Below are 15,895 nucleotides of genomic sequence, written 5' to 3'. Positions count from 1 at the left end.
TAGCGCGCTCAGCGCTAAAGCCCGAAGAAGTCCCGCACGTCGTTCGTCAGGCGGTCGACGTCCTCTTGGGAGAACAGCGGGCCGGACTGAGTAGCCGGCTGGTCATTGTCCGCGCCACCGCCGTTGCCGCTCGGCGCTGATGGGGTGTAATAGCTGGAGTCTGAGGCGGCGGAGTTCGTTGAGTCGCCAGCGGAGCCGTCGGAAAGCTGCAGCGTTACCTCCGCGCCCTTCTTGGTGCCGGATGCGCCGGTGATGACACGAACCACCTTGCCGTAGCCCACGCCGGGCGCGGGCACCTCGGTGGTTTTAACCACGTAGCCAGCCTTCTCTAGAGCGGAGCGGGCTTGGCTTTCGGACTTGCCCTTCAGCCCGTCGATAAGCGGCGATACCGTGCCCGAATCATAAGCGCGGTCGTAGTCCGGCACCGTTCCCTTCAGCGCATCGGGAACGCGCGCGGCCATGGTGTAGAACGTCGACGCGGGCTCCTTGCCGCCGAAGAGGTTGCCGTTGGCGCACTGGCGCACGGGCCCGGTGCACAGCGGGCTCGTGGTGGTGCCGTCATTGTAGATATACGGCGCGGCAGCAACCTCAGAGTTGAAGCCGAGGAATGCCGAGGACTGGTTGGACTCCGTGGTACCAGTCTTGGCGGCGGCCTTACCGCTGAAGCCCGCAGCACGCGCAGAATCGGCCGCCGTGCCCTTTTCAGTATCGGCGGTCATGTTATTTTCCAGCGCCTTCGCAACTTCCTTGCCCACTGCGCGCTCGCACGGGGTGTGCTTGAGGTACACCTCGTTACCGTGGGAGTCCGTGACCTCCTCGATGGGGTTCGGCTCGCACCACATGCCTTCCGACGCCACCGTCGCGCCCACATTGGAAAGCTCGAGCGCGTTCACCGCCGTCGGGCCGAGCGTGAAGGAGCCCAGGTTGGAGTCCTTAATGTGGTCGGCGATGGAGGATTCGCCGTCGTAGCTGCCGGGCTCCTCGTAGGAGCGCAGGCCGAGCTTCACAGCGATGTCGACGATGCGCTCGACGCCAAGCTGCTCGGTGAGCTGGATGAAGGGGGTGTTGGGGGAGTAGGCGAGAGTGTCCTGCATGGTCATCGTGGAGGCGTAGCTGCCGGCGTTTTCCACGCAGTACTTGTTGGGTGGGCAGTTCTCAGCGCCGCCGAAGCCTAGCCCTTCCGCCTCGTAGCGTTTGGGCACTGCCAGTTTGTCTTTGATGCCGTAGCCCGATTCCAAGGCGGCCGCGGCTGTAAAGAGTTTGAACACGGAGCCGGCGCCGTTGCCCACCAGCGAATTGGGCTGGGGCAGGAGGGTTTCGTTGTTGGCAAGGTCGAGCCCGTAGGTGCGCGAGGACACCATGGCGAGGACCTTGCGGGAATCAGTGCCCGGCTTGATCACGTTCATGACTTCCGCTACGCCCTCGGTATCCGGGGCGGTGTGGCTGCGTACTGCGTTGAGAGCTTGGTCCTGGACGTCGGGGTCAAGGGTGGTTTTCACGGTCAGGCCACCGCGTGCTAGATGCTCGTGGTCGATGCCCTTATCGGCGAGGTAGTCCATCACGTAGTCGCAGAAGAAACCGCGATCACCCGCGCCGATGCAGCCATTGGGCAGCGTGGCGGGGCTATCCAACACCCCAAGGGGTTCTTGGGCATAGGCATCGGCGTCCTCCTGGGATAGAGAGCCGGTGTCGACCATAGCTTGGAGCACCACATTGCGGCGCTCGAGCACGCCTTCCTCGTTGGTATAGGGGTTGAGGTATTCCGAGGACTGCACCATGCCGGCGAGCATCGCTGCCTGCGGCACGGTGAGGTGCGCGGCATCGGAGCCGAAATAGGTGCGGGCGGCGGCCTCGATACCGTAGGAGTGGTTACCAAAGGGCACGAGGTTGAGGTAGTTGGTGAGGATCTCGTCCTTGGAAAGCTTGGCGTCGATATCCGTCGCCATGCGCATCTCGCGCAGCTTGCGGGCTATGGATTGCTCGGTTGCGGCTTGGCGTTCTTCATCCGTGGTGGCGTTGACGAGGAGGAGATAGTTCTTCACGTACTGCTGATCCAGCGTGGACGCGCCCTGGGAGACGCCGCCCGCGGCCAGGTTGGTCCACAAAGCGCGGACGTTGCCCTGCAGATCGACGCCTTCGTGCTCATAGAAGCGGCGATCCTCGATGGCCACAACTGCCTGCTTCATAGCGTCGGAGATCTCATCCGGCTGTACGGGATGGCGGCGCTGCTCGTAGATGTAGGCAAGGGGATTGCCCTTGGCGTCCAAGATGGTGCTCACGCCGGGGGTATCCCCGCTGGTGAGATCCTGGATGTCCGATTGCATCGTTTCGTTCGTCCTAGCAACGGCAACGCCACTGACGCCGGCGACGGGGGCGATGGCTAGCGCGATGAGGATGCCGACCAGTGCTGTGGACAGGACGAGCTTTCCCAGGGATTTGATGACAGTCACCCTCCACACACTAGTGCTTTAGGGCGACAACCGGGAGACCCCCCTAAAGTGTGACCTGTTAGACAGGTATACCGGTCTGTGAATAGACTTACCAATGGTACATAATATTCCGTCGGGTTGAGGGTTATTCACGATCTTCCACTACGACGGGGGGAACTTGGAAGGAGTTACCTAGCCATGGCAGTCAGTGTCAAAGGTGCAGGACGGTCCGCAATGGTAAAGAATGCCTCGTTAACCTCCGAGCGTGGTGAGTGGGTTACCCAAGCCAAGTGCCGCAACGGTGACCCCGATGCGCTTTTCGTGCGAGGGGCAGAGCAGCGTAAGGCCGCGGTGATTTGCCGCCACTGCCCGGTGCTGAACGAGTGTCGCGCGGATGCCCTTGATAACCGCGTGGAGTTTGGTGTGTGGGGCGGCCTCACGGAGCGCCAGCGCCGCGCCCTTCTGCGTAAAAATCCGCACATCACCAGCTGGGCGCATTACCTTGCTGAGGGTGGCGAACTCATCGGTATTTAGTAGCATTGGGCCCATGACTAAATGGGAATATGCAACCGCGCCGGTTCTTACACACGCGACGAAACAAATCCTCGATTCCTGGGGTGAGGACGGCTGGGAGCTCGTCACTATCACCCCGGGCATGAACCCGGAGAATGTCGTCGCCTATTTCAAGCGCCCTCTGGAGGAGTCCTAATGGGCGCCCTCGCACGCCTGGAAGAACTCGGCGTGGAGCTTCCTTCTGTCGCGGCCCCTCTCGCGTCCTATATCCCGGCCATCCAGGTAGGAAACCAGGTATGGACTTCCGGTCAGCTGCCCGTTGTGGGCGGCGAATTGCCTGCTACCGGCAAGGTTGGCGCAGAAGTGGACCTCGAGAAGGCGCAGGAGCTGGCGCGCACGGCCGCGCTAAACGCGTTGGCTGCCATCGATGGCCTCGTGGGCCTCGACCGTGTCACCCGCGTGGTGAAGGTGGTCGGCTTCGTCGCCTCGGCTCCATCCTTTACGGATCAGGCCGCGGTTATCAACGGTGCCTCGAACTTCCTCGGGGAGGTCTTTGGTGATGCCGGTGTTCACGCGCGTTCTGCAGTGGGGGTAGCGGTCCTTCCGAAGGATTCCCCCGTTGAGATCGAAGTTATCGTAGAAATCGCTGAGTAATCGGATAGGGTTAGAACCATGGAGCATCCTGCATATAGCCAATTGCGTCCCGTGAGCCAGTCCGTCGGTGTCGTGCTGTGCGATAATCCCAGCTACACCGCCTTGGAAGGCACCAACACGTGGATCATTCGCGCCGGAGAAGATTCCCGCGCCATTGTGGTCGATCCAGGCCCAGAGGATGAGGGTCATCTCAACGTTGTGACCGCGAAAGCGGGCGAGGTAGCACTGATCCTTCTCACTCACCGCCACGATGATCACGCCTCGGGCGCTCAGCGTCTGCGCCAGCTCACCGGCGCTCCGATTCGCGCGTTCGATCCGAACTACTGCAACGGCGCGGAGGCGCTTGTCGACGGCGAAGTGATCACCGTCGACGGCATCACCCCGCAACTCGAGGTGGTCCATACCCCTGGCCACACTGCGGATTCCACCTGCTTCTTCGTATGGTCCGAAGAGGCTAAGAACTCCACCCTGGAGGGAATTCTGACCGGTGATACCATCGCTGGCCGTCACACCGTGCTCCTGTCTGAGACCGATGGTGACTTGGGAGCCTACCTGAAGACGCTGGACCTTCTCGAAGAGCGCGGCAAGGATGTAGCACTCTTCCCGGGGCACGGCCCGGACTTGGAGGACACCTCCGCGGTTGCCCGCAAGTACATTGACCGCCGCCACCACCGCTTGGATCAGATTAAAGAGGTCCGCGGGCGCCTTGGTGAGGATGTTGACGTTAAGACCCTCGTCGATGAGATGTACGACGACGTCGACCCGGTCCTTCGCCACGCCGCCGAGCAATCCACGCGCACTGCGCTGAAGTACCTCGCGGCTCAGAACTAAAACACCGCATAGGAAAATCCCCCGAGAAATTCTCGGGGGATTTTGCATTGGGCCACAGCCGCCCGGAGGCGGCATATGTTGGCTCGGCCTTTAAGACTTAGCGCGCGCGGCGGGCCAAGTGCTCGGTATCGACGATGAGCACCGACTTGCCTTCCAAGCGAATCCAGCCGCGGTGGGCGAAGGTGGCCAGCGCCTTGTTGACGGTCTCGCGGGACGCGCCGACGAGCTGGGCGATCTCTTCCTGAGTGAGGTCGTGGTTCACGCGCAGTGCACCGCCCTCTTGCGAGCCGAAGCGGTTAGCCAGCTGCAGCAGGGTCTTGGCCACGCGGCCCGGAACATCGGTAAAGATGAGGTCCGCCAGGTTGGCGTTGGTGCGACGCAGACGGCGGGCCAGCACGCGCAGCAGCTGCTGCGCAATCGCCGGATGATCAGCCACCCACTGCTTGAGCATTTCGGAGTTCATCGTGGCGGCGGTGACCTCGGTGACGCACACAGCAGACGAGGTGCGCGGGCCCGGATCGAAGATAGAAAGCTCACCGAACATATCGGACGGGCCCATCACGGTCAGCAGGTTCTCACGGCCATCCGGGGCGTGGCGAGCAAGCTTAATCTTTCCCGAGGTGATGATGTAGAGGCGGTCGCCCGGCTCTCCTTCCTCGAAAATGGTGGTGCCGCGCGGGAAACGGACGGTTTCCATTTGCTCGATGAGGTTCTGTACTGCTACCGGATCGACGCCCTGGAAAATGCCAGCGCGGGAGAGGATGTCCTGTACGCCTTCCACTGTTACTCCTTAAAGCCTGCGCAGCGAGGAAAACACTTGGACGCAAGCTGGTTTGGTCTATTTTGACGCACCTAGTCTCCAGTGCGCCACGAGGCACTGCACAACATCATACAGTGCAATTAGTCACTATTTCCACCAACGGGAAAAATAGTCACATGCCTTTACTAATCTGTTTAATTCTCGAAGGCCGTTGCCTCTAGCTTTTCCATGAGAATGGCAAACAGGGCGAGGCACAGCGGGACGAGGACAACGAGCGAAATCATGCTTTCCATTCTAACTTCCGTCACTAGAGTTACTTCTATGTCCCCTGACCTTTTTGCACAGCATGACGATGATACCGAGGAAGCGCGTGTTGCCCATATTCGTACCGCCCTCGCGGACGAATATCCCGATGCCGACTGTGAACTAGACTTCACCAACCCCCTTGAGCTACTCGTAGCGACAGTGCTTTCAGCACAGTGCACGGATGCCCGCGTCAACCAGGTCACCCCGGAGCTGTTCGCCGCCTACCCCACCGCACCGGATTATGCCGCCGCGGACCGCGCCGACCTTGAGCGCATTCTCCGCCCGCTCGGCTTTCAGCGCATGAAGGCCGGCCACCTGTTGGGCATCGGTGAAAAGCTCGTCGCGGACTTCGACGGGCAGGTACCACGCGGCATCGACGAGCTCACCTCGCTGCCCGGCGTCGGCCGCAAGACCGCGCTGGTGGTGCGGGGAAATGCCTTTGGGCTGCCGGGAATCACCGTGGATACCCACGTCACGCGCCTGAGCCAGCGGCTCGGTCTGACCGAGGCGAAGACGCCGCGGGCGATTGAGAGGGACGTCGCCAAGCGCGTGCCCGAAGAAGAGCAAACCGTGTTCTCTCACCGTCTCATCCTCCACGGGCGGCGCGTGTGCACCGCCCGGAAGCCGAAGTGCACGGCCTGCGTCCTCGCCCCATGGTGCCCGTCGCGGGGTTAAGGTGGAGCAATGAGCCAATATTCTCGGTGGCCCGGATACGTGAAGGTGAGCATCGCAGCCATTGTTGCGCTGGCGGCACTCGCGTTCGTCGGCGTGGTGAATCTCCTTGAGGATGATGAGCCGGAGGTCCCTGTCCCCGAGGCACAGGAGCAAGAAATAGCCAAGCGTCCCAAGTGCCCCGAGGGGCCCATTGCTGGGGTGGACCTTCCCTGCTTAGGAGCGGCCGGTACCGCGGCGGCCAAGAACGTTCAGATCGTCACGTTGTGGGCGTGGTGGTGCGAGCCGTGCCGCACGGAGCTGCCCTTCTTCGAAGATCTCGCGCGCTCACACTCGACGTGGAATGTCGTCGGCGTGCATGCGGATGCGAACGCCGCCAACGGTGCTGCGCTTTTGAGTGACCTGCAGGTCGACATCCCCAGCTATCAGGATGATGACGGCACCTTCGCCGGTGAGCTCGGGTTGCCGGGCGTCATCCCCATCACCCTGGTGGTACGCGATGGCAAGGTAGAAGAGAAGTTCATCAAACCGTTTAGCTCCGCCGAAGAATTGGAGGCGGCCGTCGAGGAGGTTCTTCAGTGAGCCGCCTGTTTCCTGCTCATGCCCCGGAGTGGCTGCGCCCTGCTCTTGGGATCGATACAAGCACAGTTCAAGAGCGCCTCATTCGCCACGTCCCGGCCGCTCGGCGTCGGCGTGAATCGGCAGTGTTGGTGCTGTTGAAGGGCGCGAGTTTTGAGGACGGTGAGGTGTTGCTTACGCACCGCTCGCCCTCGATGCGCTCGCACTCCGGGCAGATTGCTTTCCCCGGTGGGCGCAAGGACGAGGAGGACGCCTCGCTTGTCGACGCTGCCCTGCGCGAAGCCGAAGAAGAAACCGGCCTCGACCGCTCCACCGTCACACCCCTTGAGCAGTGGAGCAAGCTAGATATCCCAGCTACCGGCAACACCGTGAGCCCGGTCCTGGCGTATTGGCATAAACCGGGTGACGTGTGGCCGGCGAGCCCCGCGGAAACCGATGATGTCTTCACCGTCCCTTTGCGGGAGCTGGCGGATCCCACGAATCGCATGATGGTGGGATTTGGCCGCTGGAAGGGGCCGGCGTTTCGGACGCGGGGCTACCTGGTGTGGGGTTTTACCGCGGGAGTGCTGTCTGGGCTGATGGATCATGCGGGCTGGAGCGTGGAATGGGATAAGAAAATGGTTCACGATCTGCGTGAATCACTCAACCGCTCCTTGAATAATGAGAAGATAGGTTAGTTTCTGCCCCTTTTAGCCCTTAAGAAAGCATTCCCTCTGTGTCTCTTGCTGTTGACATCCTGATCGTGGTTGCCGTGCTCCTCGCTGTTCGCGTGGGTTGGCGGCAGGGCGCCTTGGCAGCGGTCCTCGCCGCCGTGGGAATCATTGCGGGGCTGGTGCTGGGAACCGTGGTTGCCCCGCTGGCGATGGGCTTGGCGGACCAGGCCGCCGTGCGCTTCTTGTTGGCTGTCGGCGTGCTCATTCTGCTGGTGGGCTTAGGGCAGCTGGTGGGGACGTCGCTTGGCATGGCGTTGCGGGACCGCATGCGCACCCGCTCGGGGCAGCGCGTGGACTCCTCAATTGGTGCGGTATTCCAGGCGGTGGCGGCCATCGTGGTGATTTGGTTGGTTTCCCTGCCTTTGGCATCCAACCTGGGTGGCCGGCCGGGGCAGGCGCTGCGTGAGTCGCACGTGCTCAGCGCGCTCAATGCAGCGGCACCCTCGCGCCTAGCGGCGCTGCCGAACGGTATCGCAGCACTACTCAACGAGTCTGGGCTGCCGCCGCTGGTGTCTCCGTGGGAGCGTTCCGGTGCCGATGTGGAGGTGGATGCTCCCGCAGTGAACATCGAGGACCCTGAGCTCGCGGAACGCGTGCGACCTTCCGTAATCCACGTGCTGGGTGATGCGGAGGCGTGCTCGCGCCGGCTGATGGGCTCGGGCTTTGTCACGGAACCGGACTACGTCATCACGAACGCCCACGTTGTGGCCGGCACGGATAAGGTTCACCTCGATACTGTGCTCGGGCTCAAGGAGGCGCACGTGGTGTACTACAACTCGGATGTGGACATTGCGGTGCTGCATAGCCCCGGGTTGGGCTTGGAGCCTTTGCCGTGGGCGGAGCAAGCGGCTGTGACGGGGGATGATGCCATCGTCTTGGGCTTCCCGCAGTCGGGGCCCTTTACTGCAGAACCGGCGCGAGTGCGGGATCGCCTCACCATCGCGGGGCCGGATATCTATTCCACGGGCCGTGTGGAGCGCGATGCCTACACGGTGCGCGGCAGCATCCGGCAGGGCAATTCCGGCGGCCCGATGATCAACCCGGAGGGCCAGGTGCTCGGCGTTGTGTTTGGTGCTTCCGTGGAGGATTCCGATACGGGCTATGCACTCACCGCGGACGAGGTGCGCGGCCACGTGGGTGACGTTACGCAGCTTGTCGACGCCACCCCAACCGGCTCCTGCGTCTCATAGGTTTCTGGAATAGGTCTTCGGCGAGGGCGGGCGAGTGAATTAAAAGCCCATTTGCCCTCTGCTGACGTCTCGTTGAAAGTCCACAGCAGCCTGACGAACTTCGGGATCATGGCTATGTGTTCGTTTGTTAATGCGGTGGTGCATCATTCCTGCGGGGAGGGAGATGAGTAGGACAGCCAAAAGAATTATCACGATGGAAGTGGACATTATGCGTTCCTATCCCCGACTCCCGTGCCCACTCCAAGCAAGGCAGGCGCGAAGCTGGTAATCAGTAACGCCTGGCTTATTGAAGATGTCTCGGCATGTGTCCGGATTTGGATACCATCCGGTGCATTGTGATCCATTCTCGTATTCGCAGATTTTGAACGGTTGCACGTTGGTGGCGGCAGCAGAAGGTCCCGCGCCAGATGTGGTGAGCGCCAAACTGAAAGCTAAAAGGGTGATTTTCTTCATCAGAATTCCTTGTGTTAGAGATCCTTTAGAGTCCATAGAAGTGATATGGCTCACCGTACACTTTATGGAATTGCTGGTTGTTTTTCAACAGTCTTGGGTCCAGTAATTGCATATAAAGACCATCGTCTTTCGCGGCCCGCTATCGCTGGTATAAAGGCCCGTCAATGCCGAACCCGCCAACCACAGCAAGGTTGACGGGTAGTCGGCGCGCTTGAGCTAGATATCCGTGCCGATATCGAGGTGCATACCCGGAACCGAGTTGATGAGGTTGCGGGTGTACTCCTGCTGGGCGTTGTCGAAGATATCGTCGGCGGTGCCCTGTTCGACGGCCTGTCCCTTCTTCATGACCACTACGTCGTCGGCGGTCTGGCGGACCACCGCGAGGTCGTGGGTAATGAAGAGGTAGGACAGGCTGAGCTCCGACTGCAGCTCCGCGAGCAGCTGGATGATCTGGTTTTGCACCAGCACGTCCAGGGCGGAGACAGCCTCATCGAGGACGATGACCTCTGGGCGCAGCGCCAGCGCGCGGGCAATGGCGATACGCTGGCGCTGGCCGCCGGAAAGCTCGTTGGGGTAGCGGCGCATGGCGGAGCGAGGCATGGAGACCATGTCGAGAAGCTCGGCCACGCGGGCCTCACGTTCCTTGCGCGAGCCCACCTTGTGCAGCGCCATAGGTTCCTCGATGCACTTGTAAATCGAGTACATCGGATCCAGCGAACCATAGGGGTTCTGGAAGACCACCTGCATCTTGCGGCGGAGCTTGAACAATTCCTGCTTCGACAGCGTTGAGGTGTCGCGGCCCTCGAATTCGATGGTGCCGGAGGTCGGCTCCAAAAGACCCAACACCATGTTGGCGACCGTGGACTTGCCGGAACCGGACTCGCCCACCAGCGCAAGGGTGGTGCCGCGGCGGATGTCGAAGGAGACGTCGTCGACGGCCTTCAGTAGCTTCTTGCCGCCGCGCTGGCCGCGGATATCGAATTCCTTGGTGAGGTTACGCACCGAGATGACCGGGGCCTGAGCCGCGGAAGATGAACCTTCAGCGGAATCTGCAGCGGTGGAACCAGAGTCGGAGGCGGTGCCGATCGCCTCACCCGACTTGAGCTCCTTGGCCTCCACACCAGCTTCCTTGGCCGCGCGGATGCGGGAGGAGGCGAGGGAAGGGGCGGCCTTGACAAGGCGGCGCGTGTAGGGGTGCTGCGGGGAGCGCAGAATCTCTCGCGAGGGGCCCGACTCGACGATCCGGCCGCGGTGCATCACGATGAGGTGTTCGGCGCGCTCGGCTGCCAGACCAAGGTCGTGGGTAATGAAGAGCACGGCGTTGCCCAGCTCCTCGGTGAGGTGCTCCAGGTGGTCCAGGATGGTCTTCTGAACAGTTACATCCAGCGCGGAGGTGGGCTCGTCGGCGATGAGTAGCTTCGGGCGGGCGGCCAGGCCGATTGCGATGAGCGCGCGCTGGCGCATACCACCAGAGAACTCGTGGGGGTACTGCTTGGCGCGCCGTTCGGCGTCGGGAAGCCCGGCTTCCTCCAGAAGCTCCACCACGCGTTCGTGGCGCTTGGAACCCTCCACCACGTTGTTAGCTTTGAGGGATTCCTCGACCTGCGTACCGATGCGCCACACCGGGTTCAGGTTGGACATCGGATCCTGCGGGACCAAGCCAATCTTGTCGCCGCGCAGCGATTCGAATTGCTTGTTGTTGTAGTGAGTGATGTCCTCGCCCTCGAAGAGGATCTGGCCGCCGGTGACCTTGCCGGTGCCCGGCAGCAGGCCCAGGATGGACATCGCCGTGGTGGACTTACCGGAACCGGACTCGCCCACGATGGCCACGGACTGGCCCGGGTAGATGGACATGTTGACGCCACGCACTGCCTCAACCACGCCGGTCGACGTGGTGAAGGAGATGCGAACGTCCTTCATTTCAAGAAGTGGGTTAGTCATTAACGCTTCCTCGCCTTCGGATCGAGTGCATCGCGGACGACGTCACCCATCATGATGAAGCTCAACACGGTCAGGCCCAAGGCACCCGCCGGGTAGAACAGGACTGCCGGGGCAACACGCAGGGAGGCCTGCGCGTCGGAGATGTCTCCGCCCCAGGACACGAACGTCGGCGGCAAGCCGATGCCCAGGAAGGACAGGGTGGCCTCGGCGACGATGTAGGTGCCCAGCGCCACGGTGGCGTAGGAGATGATGGGCGCGGCTGCGTTCGGCAGGATGTGGCTGAACAGGATGCGCCAGCTCGACGCGCCGATGGAGCGTGCGGATTGTACGAATTCCTCGTTCTTGATGGAGACCACCGCGCCGCGGGTGATGCGGGCGATGGAGACCCAGCCGAAGAGGCCGAGCACCAAGACCACCGTGACGATGGTGCGGTGCTCCTTGAACATCTGCATGACCACGATGGCGGCGAGCACTAGCGGGATGGCGAAGAAGATGTCGGTGATGCGGGACAGGACGGAGTCGATCCAGCCGCCGAAGAAGCCGGCGATAGCGCCGATCATTGAACCAAGTACCACGACGAGCAGCGTGGTGAGGATGCCGACGGCGACCGACGCACGCGCACCGTAGATCACGCGGGCATAGATGTCACAACCCTGGCGGTTGAAACCGAAGGGGTGGCCCGGCTCGGCGGGTGCGAGGGACCTGGATAGTTCGCACAGGCGCGGGTCGGTGCTAGTAAACAGACCCGGTGCGATAGCCAGGAGGACTGCCACGAGAATCATCACGGCAGCGACCCAGAACAGTGGGCGGCGGCGCAGGTAGCGCCATGCCTCGCCCCACTGAGAGGAGGGAGCGGACTCGTCCTTGACGGCGTCGACCGCGCCGAGACCCGTTTCATCGGTTTCCGAGACGAAGTGCTCTTGGCCCGGATAGGGAGTGGTTTTCTCGAAATTAGGCATAGCGAATCCTCGGATCAAGTACGGCGTACAGGAGGTCAACGAGCAGGTTGGCGATGATGTAGATGATCACCAACACCGTGGTGAAGGAGACGATGGTGGTCGGCTCACCGCGCAGAATGGCCTGGTACATGGTGCCGCCGACGCCGTTGATGCCGAAGATGCCCTCGGTCACGATGGCGCCGGTCATGAGTGCGCCGATATCGGCGCCGATGAAGGTGGCCACAGGAATCAGCGAGTTGCGCAGCACGTGACGGCGGGTCACCGCGCCGTTGGACAGGCCCTTGGCGCGGGCGGTGCGCACGTAGTCGGCGCGCAGGTTCTCAGCCACGGACTGGCGGGTCAGGCGGATGACGTAGGCCAGGGAGAGCGCGCCGAGCACCATGGCCGGCATGAGAAGGGACTTCACCGTGGCGTTAGCGCCGACGGTAACCGGCAGGACGCCCCACTTAATGCCTACGAGGTACTGGAAGACGAAGCCGATAACGAAGGAGGGCACGGCGATGACGAGCAGGGAGATGACCAACACGGTGGAATCGAAGAAGCCGCCGCGGCGCATACCGGCGAAGACGCCGAAGAGGATGCCGAAGACGGATTCAAAAATGATCGCCATGACGGTGAGCTTCACGGTAACCGGGAAGGCATTAGCCATTACCTGGGTCACGGGCACGCCGGAGAAGGTCGTGCCGAAGTCCAACATGAAGATGCCCTTGATATAGAGCAGATACTGAATGATGAACGGCTTGTCGAGGTTGTATTCAGCCTCAATGCGGGCGCGGGCAGCCTCGGTGAGGCCGCGGTCACCGCCAAGGGCTTCGACTGGATCGCCGGGCATCAAGAAGACGAGCGCGTAGATGAGCAGGGTGGCTCCGAAGAACACCGGAATCATCTGGAGCACTCGGCGCCCGATATAGCGCAGCATAGTGTGGTCCTTTACTCATTGTGGGGCAGGTGCTTGCCAGCGTTCTCCGATTTTTGGGACGCAGGTCAAAGCTTACGAGAATTCTAATGTGTGATCCCACGCTCCGGGAAATCTATAGCGCGTTTCTAATCACACTTCGGGGGTGAAAACGTGGGGCGACCCCCGCTCACGGAGGTTGCGGGGGTCGTGCGAAGTAGCAAAGGTGGCGTTACTTCTTGGTGATGTTGTAGTACACCGGCTGGGACTTCCAGGAGAAGACGACGTTGTCGACGTTCTCGGAGTAGCCGCCGGTGGCGTTGGAGTACCACAGCGGGATGGCCGGCAGTTCCTTGAACAGGATTTCCTGGGCCGCGGTGTACTTCTTGATTGCGTCTTCCTCGGAGGTGGAGGTCAGGGCTTCGTCGAGAAGCTTGTCAAACTCCGGGTTGGTGTAGTCACCGTCGTTGGACGAACCATTGGTCTTGTACAGCGGAGCAAGGAAGTTGGCCTGGCTCGGGTAGTCTGCCTGCCAGCCGGTGCGGAAGGCGGTCTTGATGGTGCGGTTGGTCACCTCATCGCGCAGGGACTTGAAGTCCGGGTATGGAGCGCCAACAGCCTCGATGCCGAGGGTGTTCTTGATGGAGTTGGTGGTTGCATCCACCCAGCTCTTGTGGCCACCGTCGGAGTTGTAGGCAATTTCGAGGGTCGGGTTGTCCCACTTGTTGATCTTGTCGGCCTCAGCCCACAGTTCCTTGGCCTTCTCCGGGTCATACTTCAGGACCTCGTTGCCCTTGATGTCCTCGGAGTAGCCCGGCATAACCGGGGAGGTGAAGTCCTTGGCCGGGGTGCGGGTGCCCTTGAAGATGGTGTCCGTGATCTCCTCGCGGTTGATGGCGTGGGAGATGGCCTGGCGGCGCAGGACGCCTTCTTCGCCGGAGTAGTGCTCGAGGTTCTCACCCAAGGTGAAGGACTGGAACACGGCGGTCGGCTGGTTCACAGCGCGGTCACCGAGGTCGGTCTCGTAGACGTCGAAAGCGGCGTCCGGGATGGCGTCGAGGACGTCCAGGTTGCCTGCCAGCAGGTCGGCGTAGGCAGCGTCCTGGCCAGCGTAGAAGACGAACTTGATGCCGTCGTTCTGCGGGGTCTGGCCACCCTTGTACTCCTCATTCGGGACGACGGTCGCGTCCTGGTTGTGGTTCCACTCGGTCAGCTTGTAGGGACCGTTACCAATCGGGTTCTGGCCGAAGGCATCCATGTCCTCCAGGGCAGACTCGTGCAGCGGGTAGAACGCGGAGTAGCCCAGCTGTGCCGGGAAGTCCTGCTCCGGGCTGTTCAGTGCGATGGTGAAGGTGAGGTCGTCGACGACCTTGAGGCCTTCCATCTCCTTCACGCCTTCCTCGAAGCCCTTGATGTTGGCAAAGAAGGAAGCGTTGAGCTGGTCATTGGCCACGGCGTAGTTCCAGGCGTCCACGAAGTTCTTCGCGGTGACCGGGGAGCCGTCGGAGAACTTAGACTCCTTGAGCTTGACGGTGAACTCGGTGTTGTCATCGTTCGGCTCGATGGATTCAGCCAGCTCGTTCTGGGCTTCGCCGTCGCCGTCGTAGTAGACCAAGCCGGCGTAGATGGAATCGACGATGCGTCCGCCACCGGTTTCGTTGGTGTTGGCCGGGATGAGCGGGTTCTGCGGCTCGGAGCCGTTGACGGTGACGATTCCGTCACCGGATGCGGAGCCGGAAGCAGAGTCCGAACCGGAGTTATCGCCACCACAGGCCGCGAGGGTGAGCGGCAGGGTAGCGACAGAGAGAGCAGCAAGTGTCTTCTTGAGCGTCATGTGGGTCTTAGACCTCCGTGGTGCGAAAGATGTAGAAAACCTGTGATGTTGGTTTTATATGAAGCTACCGCGTGGCGCGCCTCATATACAAGGAATCGAAAAATATGTCCTGCAATGAAAGCTATAGATCGGTAGGTATTTGTTCCTGACCTGCGGTTTTGTTGGAGAATGAAAAAAGTCCCATCCCCCTGAGAGGGGTGGGACACGGAGGGGGATGAATGTTACCTATCTCGCAGCCACTGAGTGATGGTCTGGGTAAAACCGTGAGGGTTCTCAAGGTAGGGGAGGTTCTTGGCGCCGGGGATGGTGGTGGCGGTAAAGCCCCCACGGCAGCGTCGCGCCGCGCGCCGGGCTACCGGCCGCCACAACATCTGATCGGCATGAATGAACAGCGTCGGACACTGCACGCTGAGCTTGAGCCAACTCAGCGGGACCACGGCGGTACGCAGTCGGTGGTTCCAGATGATTCCGCGGCGGACGTTTCCAATACGTGAGGAGGCCACACGCAAGCGCAGGGCCTCCGCGCGCTCGGCGCCGCTGAAGGATCCGAGGGCGTCGAGATCCATCTCTCGGTGATAGGTATCTTCCCGCAGCAGGAGTCTCGGGGCGCCAATTTTTCCCATGCGGCACAACGCCGCGCGTAGGAGAACCCACCCGAAATCCCAGGGGCGTGCGGCGATGGCGCGGCGCAAATCAGTTGGGTGTGCTGCCGAAACAGAAACCAGCCCGCGCACCCGCTCGGGCCGCTCGGTTGCCAGCGCCCATGCCACCGCACCACCGGTATCCCCGCCAACCAGGTAGGCATCATCGTGGCCCAGTGCGCGGATGGCACCACTGACATCGCCAACCGCCACGCGGATATCCTGGCCGGGTTCGAGCGGTGGTTTATCGGACATGCCAAAGCCGCGCATGTCGAGGGCGGCGACGTGGAAGCCGGCGTCGGCAAGCGGGGCAATGACATTCCGGAAGTCGAACCACCCGCCGAAAGAACCATGGAGCAACAGCACCAGCGGGTCATCCGGGTTGCCGGCGGTGACGGCGTGCAGGCGGATGCCGCGCGTGTGCAGGAACTCGTGCTCAAAGGGGCCGTCAAGCTCCACTACGGAGGGCGGTAGGGGATTCATAGGGGCGGGCCTTTCGAAGGGGGAGGGTAGATAGACGAAATC

General features: G+C 61.7%; 16 protein-coding genes. 8 read left to right on the top strand and 8 right to left on the bottom strand.

Annotation, left to right across the window (positions count from 1 at the left end):
- Positions 1–14 precede the first annotated feature (14 nt).
- Complete coding sequence (locus HMPREF2993_RS04485; protein WP_070701248.1) at positions 15–2,450, bottom strand: transglycosylase domain-containing protein; 2,436 nt, start codon at positions 2,448–2,450, stop codon at positions 15–17.
- A gap of 177 nt (positions 2,451–2,627) precedes the next feature.
- Here HMPREF2993_RS04485 and HMPREF2993_RS04480 point away from each other — a divergent pair, with 177 nt between their 5' ends.
- Genes HMPREF2993_RS04480 through HMPREF2993_RS04470 form a run of 4 tightly spaced genes read left to right on the top strand, consistent with a single transcriptional unit; the run spans position 2,628 to position 4,427 of the window.
- Positions 2,628–2,963: a WhiB family transcriptional regulator gene (locus HMPREF2993_RS04480; protein WP_175974779.1), complete on the top strand. Its 336-nt coding sequence runs from the start codon at positions 2,628–2,630 to the stop codon at positions 2,961–2,963.
- A 13-nt stretch (positions 2,964–2,976) separates the two neighbouring features.
- Entirely contained in the window at positions 2,977–3,138 is a 162-nt protein-coding gene (locus HMPREF2993_RS13400; protein WP_010189965.1) for a Sp36 family protein, read from the top strand.
- Positions 3,138–3,596, top strand: a complete 459-nt coding sequence (locus tag HMPREF2993_RS04475; RefSeq protein WP_070701246.1) for a RidA family protein — start codon at positions 3,138–3,140, stop codon at positions 3,594–3,596. Before HMPREF2993_RS13400 ends, HMPREF2993_RS04475 begins: the two co-directional genes overlap by 1 nt.
- Before the next feature lie 18 nt (positions 3,597–3,614).
- Complete coding sequence (locus tag HMPREF2993_RS04470) at positions 3,615–4,427, top strand: MBL fold metallo-hydrolase (protein WP_070509573.1); 813 nt, start codon at positions 3,615–3,617, stop codon at positions 4,425–4,427.
- Between the two features lie 97 nt (positions 4,428–4,524).
- Here the strand turns inward: HMPREF2993_RS04470 and glxR are convergent, their stop codons facing one another.
- Positions 4,525–5,208 (bottom strand): CRP-like cAMP-activated global transcriptional regulator GlxR, encoded by a 684-nt coding sequence (glxR, locus tag HMPREF2993_RS04465; RefSeq protein ID WP_046647888.1) that lies wholly within the window; start codon positions 5,206–5,208, stop codon positions 4,525–4,527.
- A gap of 300 nt (positions 5,209–5,508) precedes the next feature.
- Here glxR and nth point away from each other — a divergent pair, with 300 nt between their 5' ends.
- From nth to HMPREF2993_RS04445, 4 genes are read left to right on the top strand one after another with little or no spacing between them, the layout of a single operon-like run.
- Positions 5,509–6,168 (top strand): endonuclease III, encoded by a 660-nt coding sequence (nth, locus tag HMPREF2993_RS04460; RefSeq protein WP_246819888.1) that lies wholly within the window; start codon positions 5,509–5,511, stop codon positions 6,166–6,168.
- 9 nt (positions 6,169–6,177) lie between these two features.
- Positions 6,178–6,747 carry a TlpA family protein disulfide reductase gene (locus HMPREF2993_RS04455; RefSeq protein WP_070701244.1) on the top strand — a complete coding sequence of 190 codons (570 nt, stop codon included), beginning with the start codon at positions 6,178–6,180 and terminating at the stop codon, positions 6,745–6,747.
- Complete coding sequence (locus HMPREF2993_RS04450; RefSeq protein WP_070701242.1) at positions 6,744–7,421, top strand: NUDIX hydrolase; 678 nt, start codon at positions 6,744–6,746, stop codon at positions 7,419–7,421. The genes HMPREF2993_RS04455 and HMPREF2993_RS04450 overlap by 4 nt, the downstream gene beginning before the upstream one ends.
- Before the next feature lie 38 nt (positions 7,422–7,459).
- Positions 7,460–8,647 carry a MarP family serine protease gene (locus tag HMPREF2993_RS04445; RefSeq protein ID WP_070509578.1) on the top strand — a complete coding sequence of 396 codons (1,188 nt, stop codon included), beginning with the start codon at positions 7,460–7,462 and terminating at the stop codon, positions 8,645–8,647.
- 39 nt (positions 8,648–8,686) lie between these two features.
- Here the strand turns inward: HMPREF2993_RS04445 and HMPREF2993_RS13585 are convergent, their stop codons facing one another.
- From HMPREF2993_RS13585 to HMPREF2993_RS04420, 6 genes are all read right to left on the bottom strand, one after another.
- A complete protein-coding gene (locus HMPREF2993_RS13585) occupies positions 8,687–8,854 on the bottom strand; it encodes a hypothetical protein (RefSeq protein ID WP_158010554.1) in 168 nt (55 codons plus the stop codon).
- A 462-nt stretch (positions 8,855–9,316) separates the two neighbouring features.
- Positions 9,317–11,041 carry a dipeptide ABC transporter ATP-binding protein gene (locus tag HMPREF2993_RS04440; RefSeq protein WP_070509580.1) on the bottom strand — a complete coding sequence of 575 codons (1,725 nt, stop codon included), beginning with the start codon at positions 11,039–11,041 and terminating at the stop codon, positions 9,317–9,319.
- Positions 11,041–12,000, bottom strand: coding sequence for an ABC transporter permease (locus HMPREF2993_RS04435; RefSeq protein ID WP_046647882.1), 960 nt, complete (start codon positions 11,998–12,000; stop codon positions 11,041–11,043). The genes HMPREF2993_RS04440 and HMPREF2993_RS04435 overlap by 1 nt, the downstream gene beginning before the upstream one ends.
- Complete coding sequence (locus HMPREF2993_RS04430; RefSeq protein ID WP_010189948.1) at positions 11,993–12,919, bottom strand: ABC transporter permease; 927 nt, start codon at positions 12,917–12,919, stop codon at positions 11,993–11,995. Before HMPREF2993_RS04430 ends, HMPREF2993_RS04435 begins: the two co-directional genes overlap by 8 nt.
- Before the next feature lie 208 nt (positions 12,920–13,127).
- Positions 13,128–14,729, bottom strand: coding sequence for a peptide ABC transporter substrate-binding protein (locus HMPREF2993_RS04425; RefSeq protein ID WP_070701240.1), 1,602 nt, complete (start codon positions 14,727–14,729; stop codon positions 13,128–13,130).
- 221 nt (positions 14,730–14,950) lie between these two features.
- The gene (locus HMPREF2993_RS04420) at positions 14,951–15,853 is read right to left on the bottom strand and encodes an alpha/beta fold hydrolase (RefSeq protein ID WP_070701238.1); all 903 of its coding nucleotides are present in this window, start codon (positions 15,851–15,853) and stop codon (positions 14,951–14,953) included.
- Positions 15,854–15,895 lie beyond the last annotated feature (42 nt).

It is taken from the genome of Corynebacterium sp. HMSC068G04, assembly GCF_001814885.1.
Classification (GTDB): Bacteria; Actinomycetota; Actinomycetes; order Mycobacteriales; family Mycobacteriaceae; genus Corynebacterium; species Corynebacterium hiratae.
The sequence above is the reverse complement of the archived record's forward strand: the minus strand, read 5'-3'. Positions and strand labels throughout refer to the sequence as shown.

What these genes read in the sequence shown, in the direction of transcription:
- HMPREF2993_RS04480 (WP_175974779.1), top strand. Translation starts at nt 2,628, where the DNA reads ATGGCAGTCAGTGTCAAAGGTGCAGGACGGTCCGCAATGGTAAAGAAT.
- HMPREF2993_RS13400 (WP_010189965.1), top strand. Translation starts at nt 2,977, where the DNA reads ATGACTAAATGGGAATATGCAACCGCGCCGGTTCTTACACACGCGACG.
- HMPREF2993_RS04475 (WP_070701246.1), top strand. Translation starts at nt 3,138, where the DNA reads ATGGGCGCCCTCGCACGCCTGGAAGAACTCGGCGTGGAGCTTCCTTCT.
- HMPREF2993_RS04470 (WP_070509573.1), top strand. Translation starts at nt 3,615, where the DNA reads ATGGAGCATCCTGCATATAGCCAATTGCGTCCCGTGAGCCAGTCCGTC.
- nth (WP_246819888.1), top strand. Translation starts at nt 5,509, where the DNA reads ATGTCCCCTGACCTTTTTGCACAGCATGACGATGATACCGAGGAAGCG.
- HMPREF2993_RS04455 (WP_070701244.1), top strand. Translation starts at nt 6,178, where the DNA reads ATGAGCCAATATTCTCGGTGGCCCGGATACGTGAAGGTGAGCATCGCA.
- HMPREF2993_RS13585 (WP_158010554.1), bottom strand. Translation starts at nt 8,854, where the DNA reads ATGTCCACTTCCATCGTGATAATTCTTTTGGCTGTCCTACTCATCTCC.
- HMPREF2993_RS04440 (WP_070509580.1), bottom strand. Translation starts at nt 11,041, where the DNA reads ATGACTAACCCACTTCTTGAAATGAAGGACGTTCGCATCTCCTTCACC.
- HMPREF2993_RS04435 (WP_046647882.1), bottom strand. Translation starts at nt 12,000, where the DNA reads ATGCCTAATTTCGAGAAAACCACTCCCTATCCGGGCCAAGAGCACTTC.
- HMPREF2993_RS04430 (WP_010189948.1), bottom strand. Translation starts at nt 12,919, where the DNA reads ATGCTGCGCTATATCGGGCGCCGAGTGCTCCAGATGATTCCGGTGTTC.
- HMPREF2993_RS04425 (WP_070701240.1), bottom strand. Translation starts at nt 14,729, where the DNA reads ATGACGCTCAAGAAGACACTTGCTGCTCTCTCTGTCGCTACCCTGCCG.
- HMPREF2993_RS04420 (WP_070701238.1), bottom strand. Translation starts at nt 15,853, where the DNA reads ATGAATCCCCTACCGCCCTCCGTAGTGGAGCTTGACGGCCCCTTTGAG.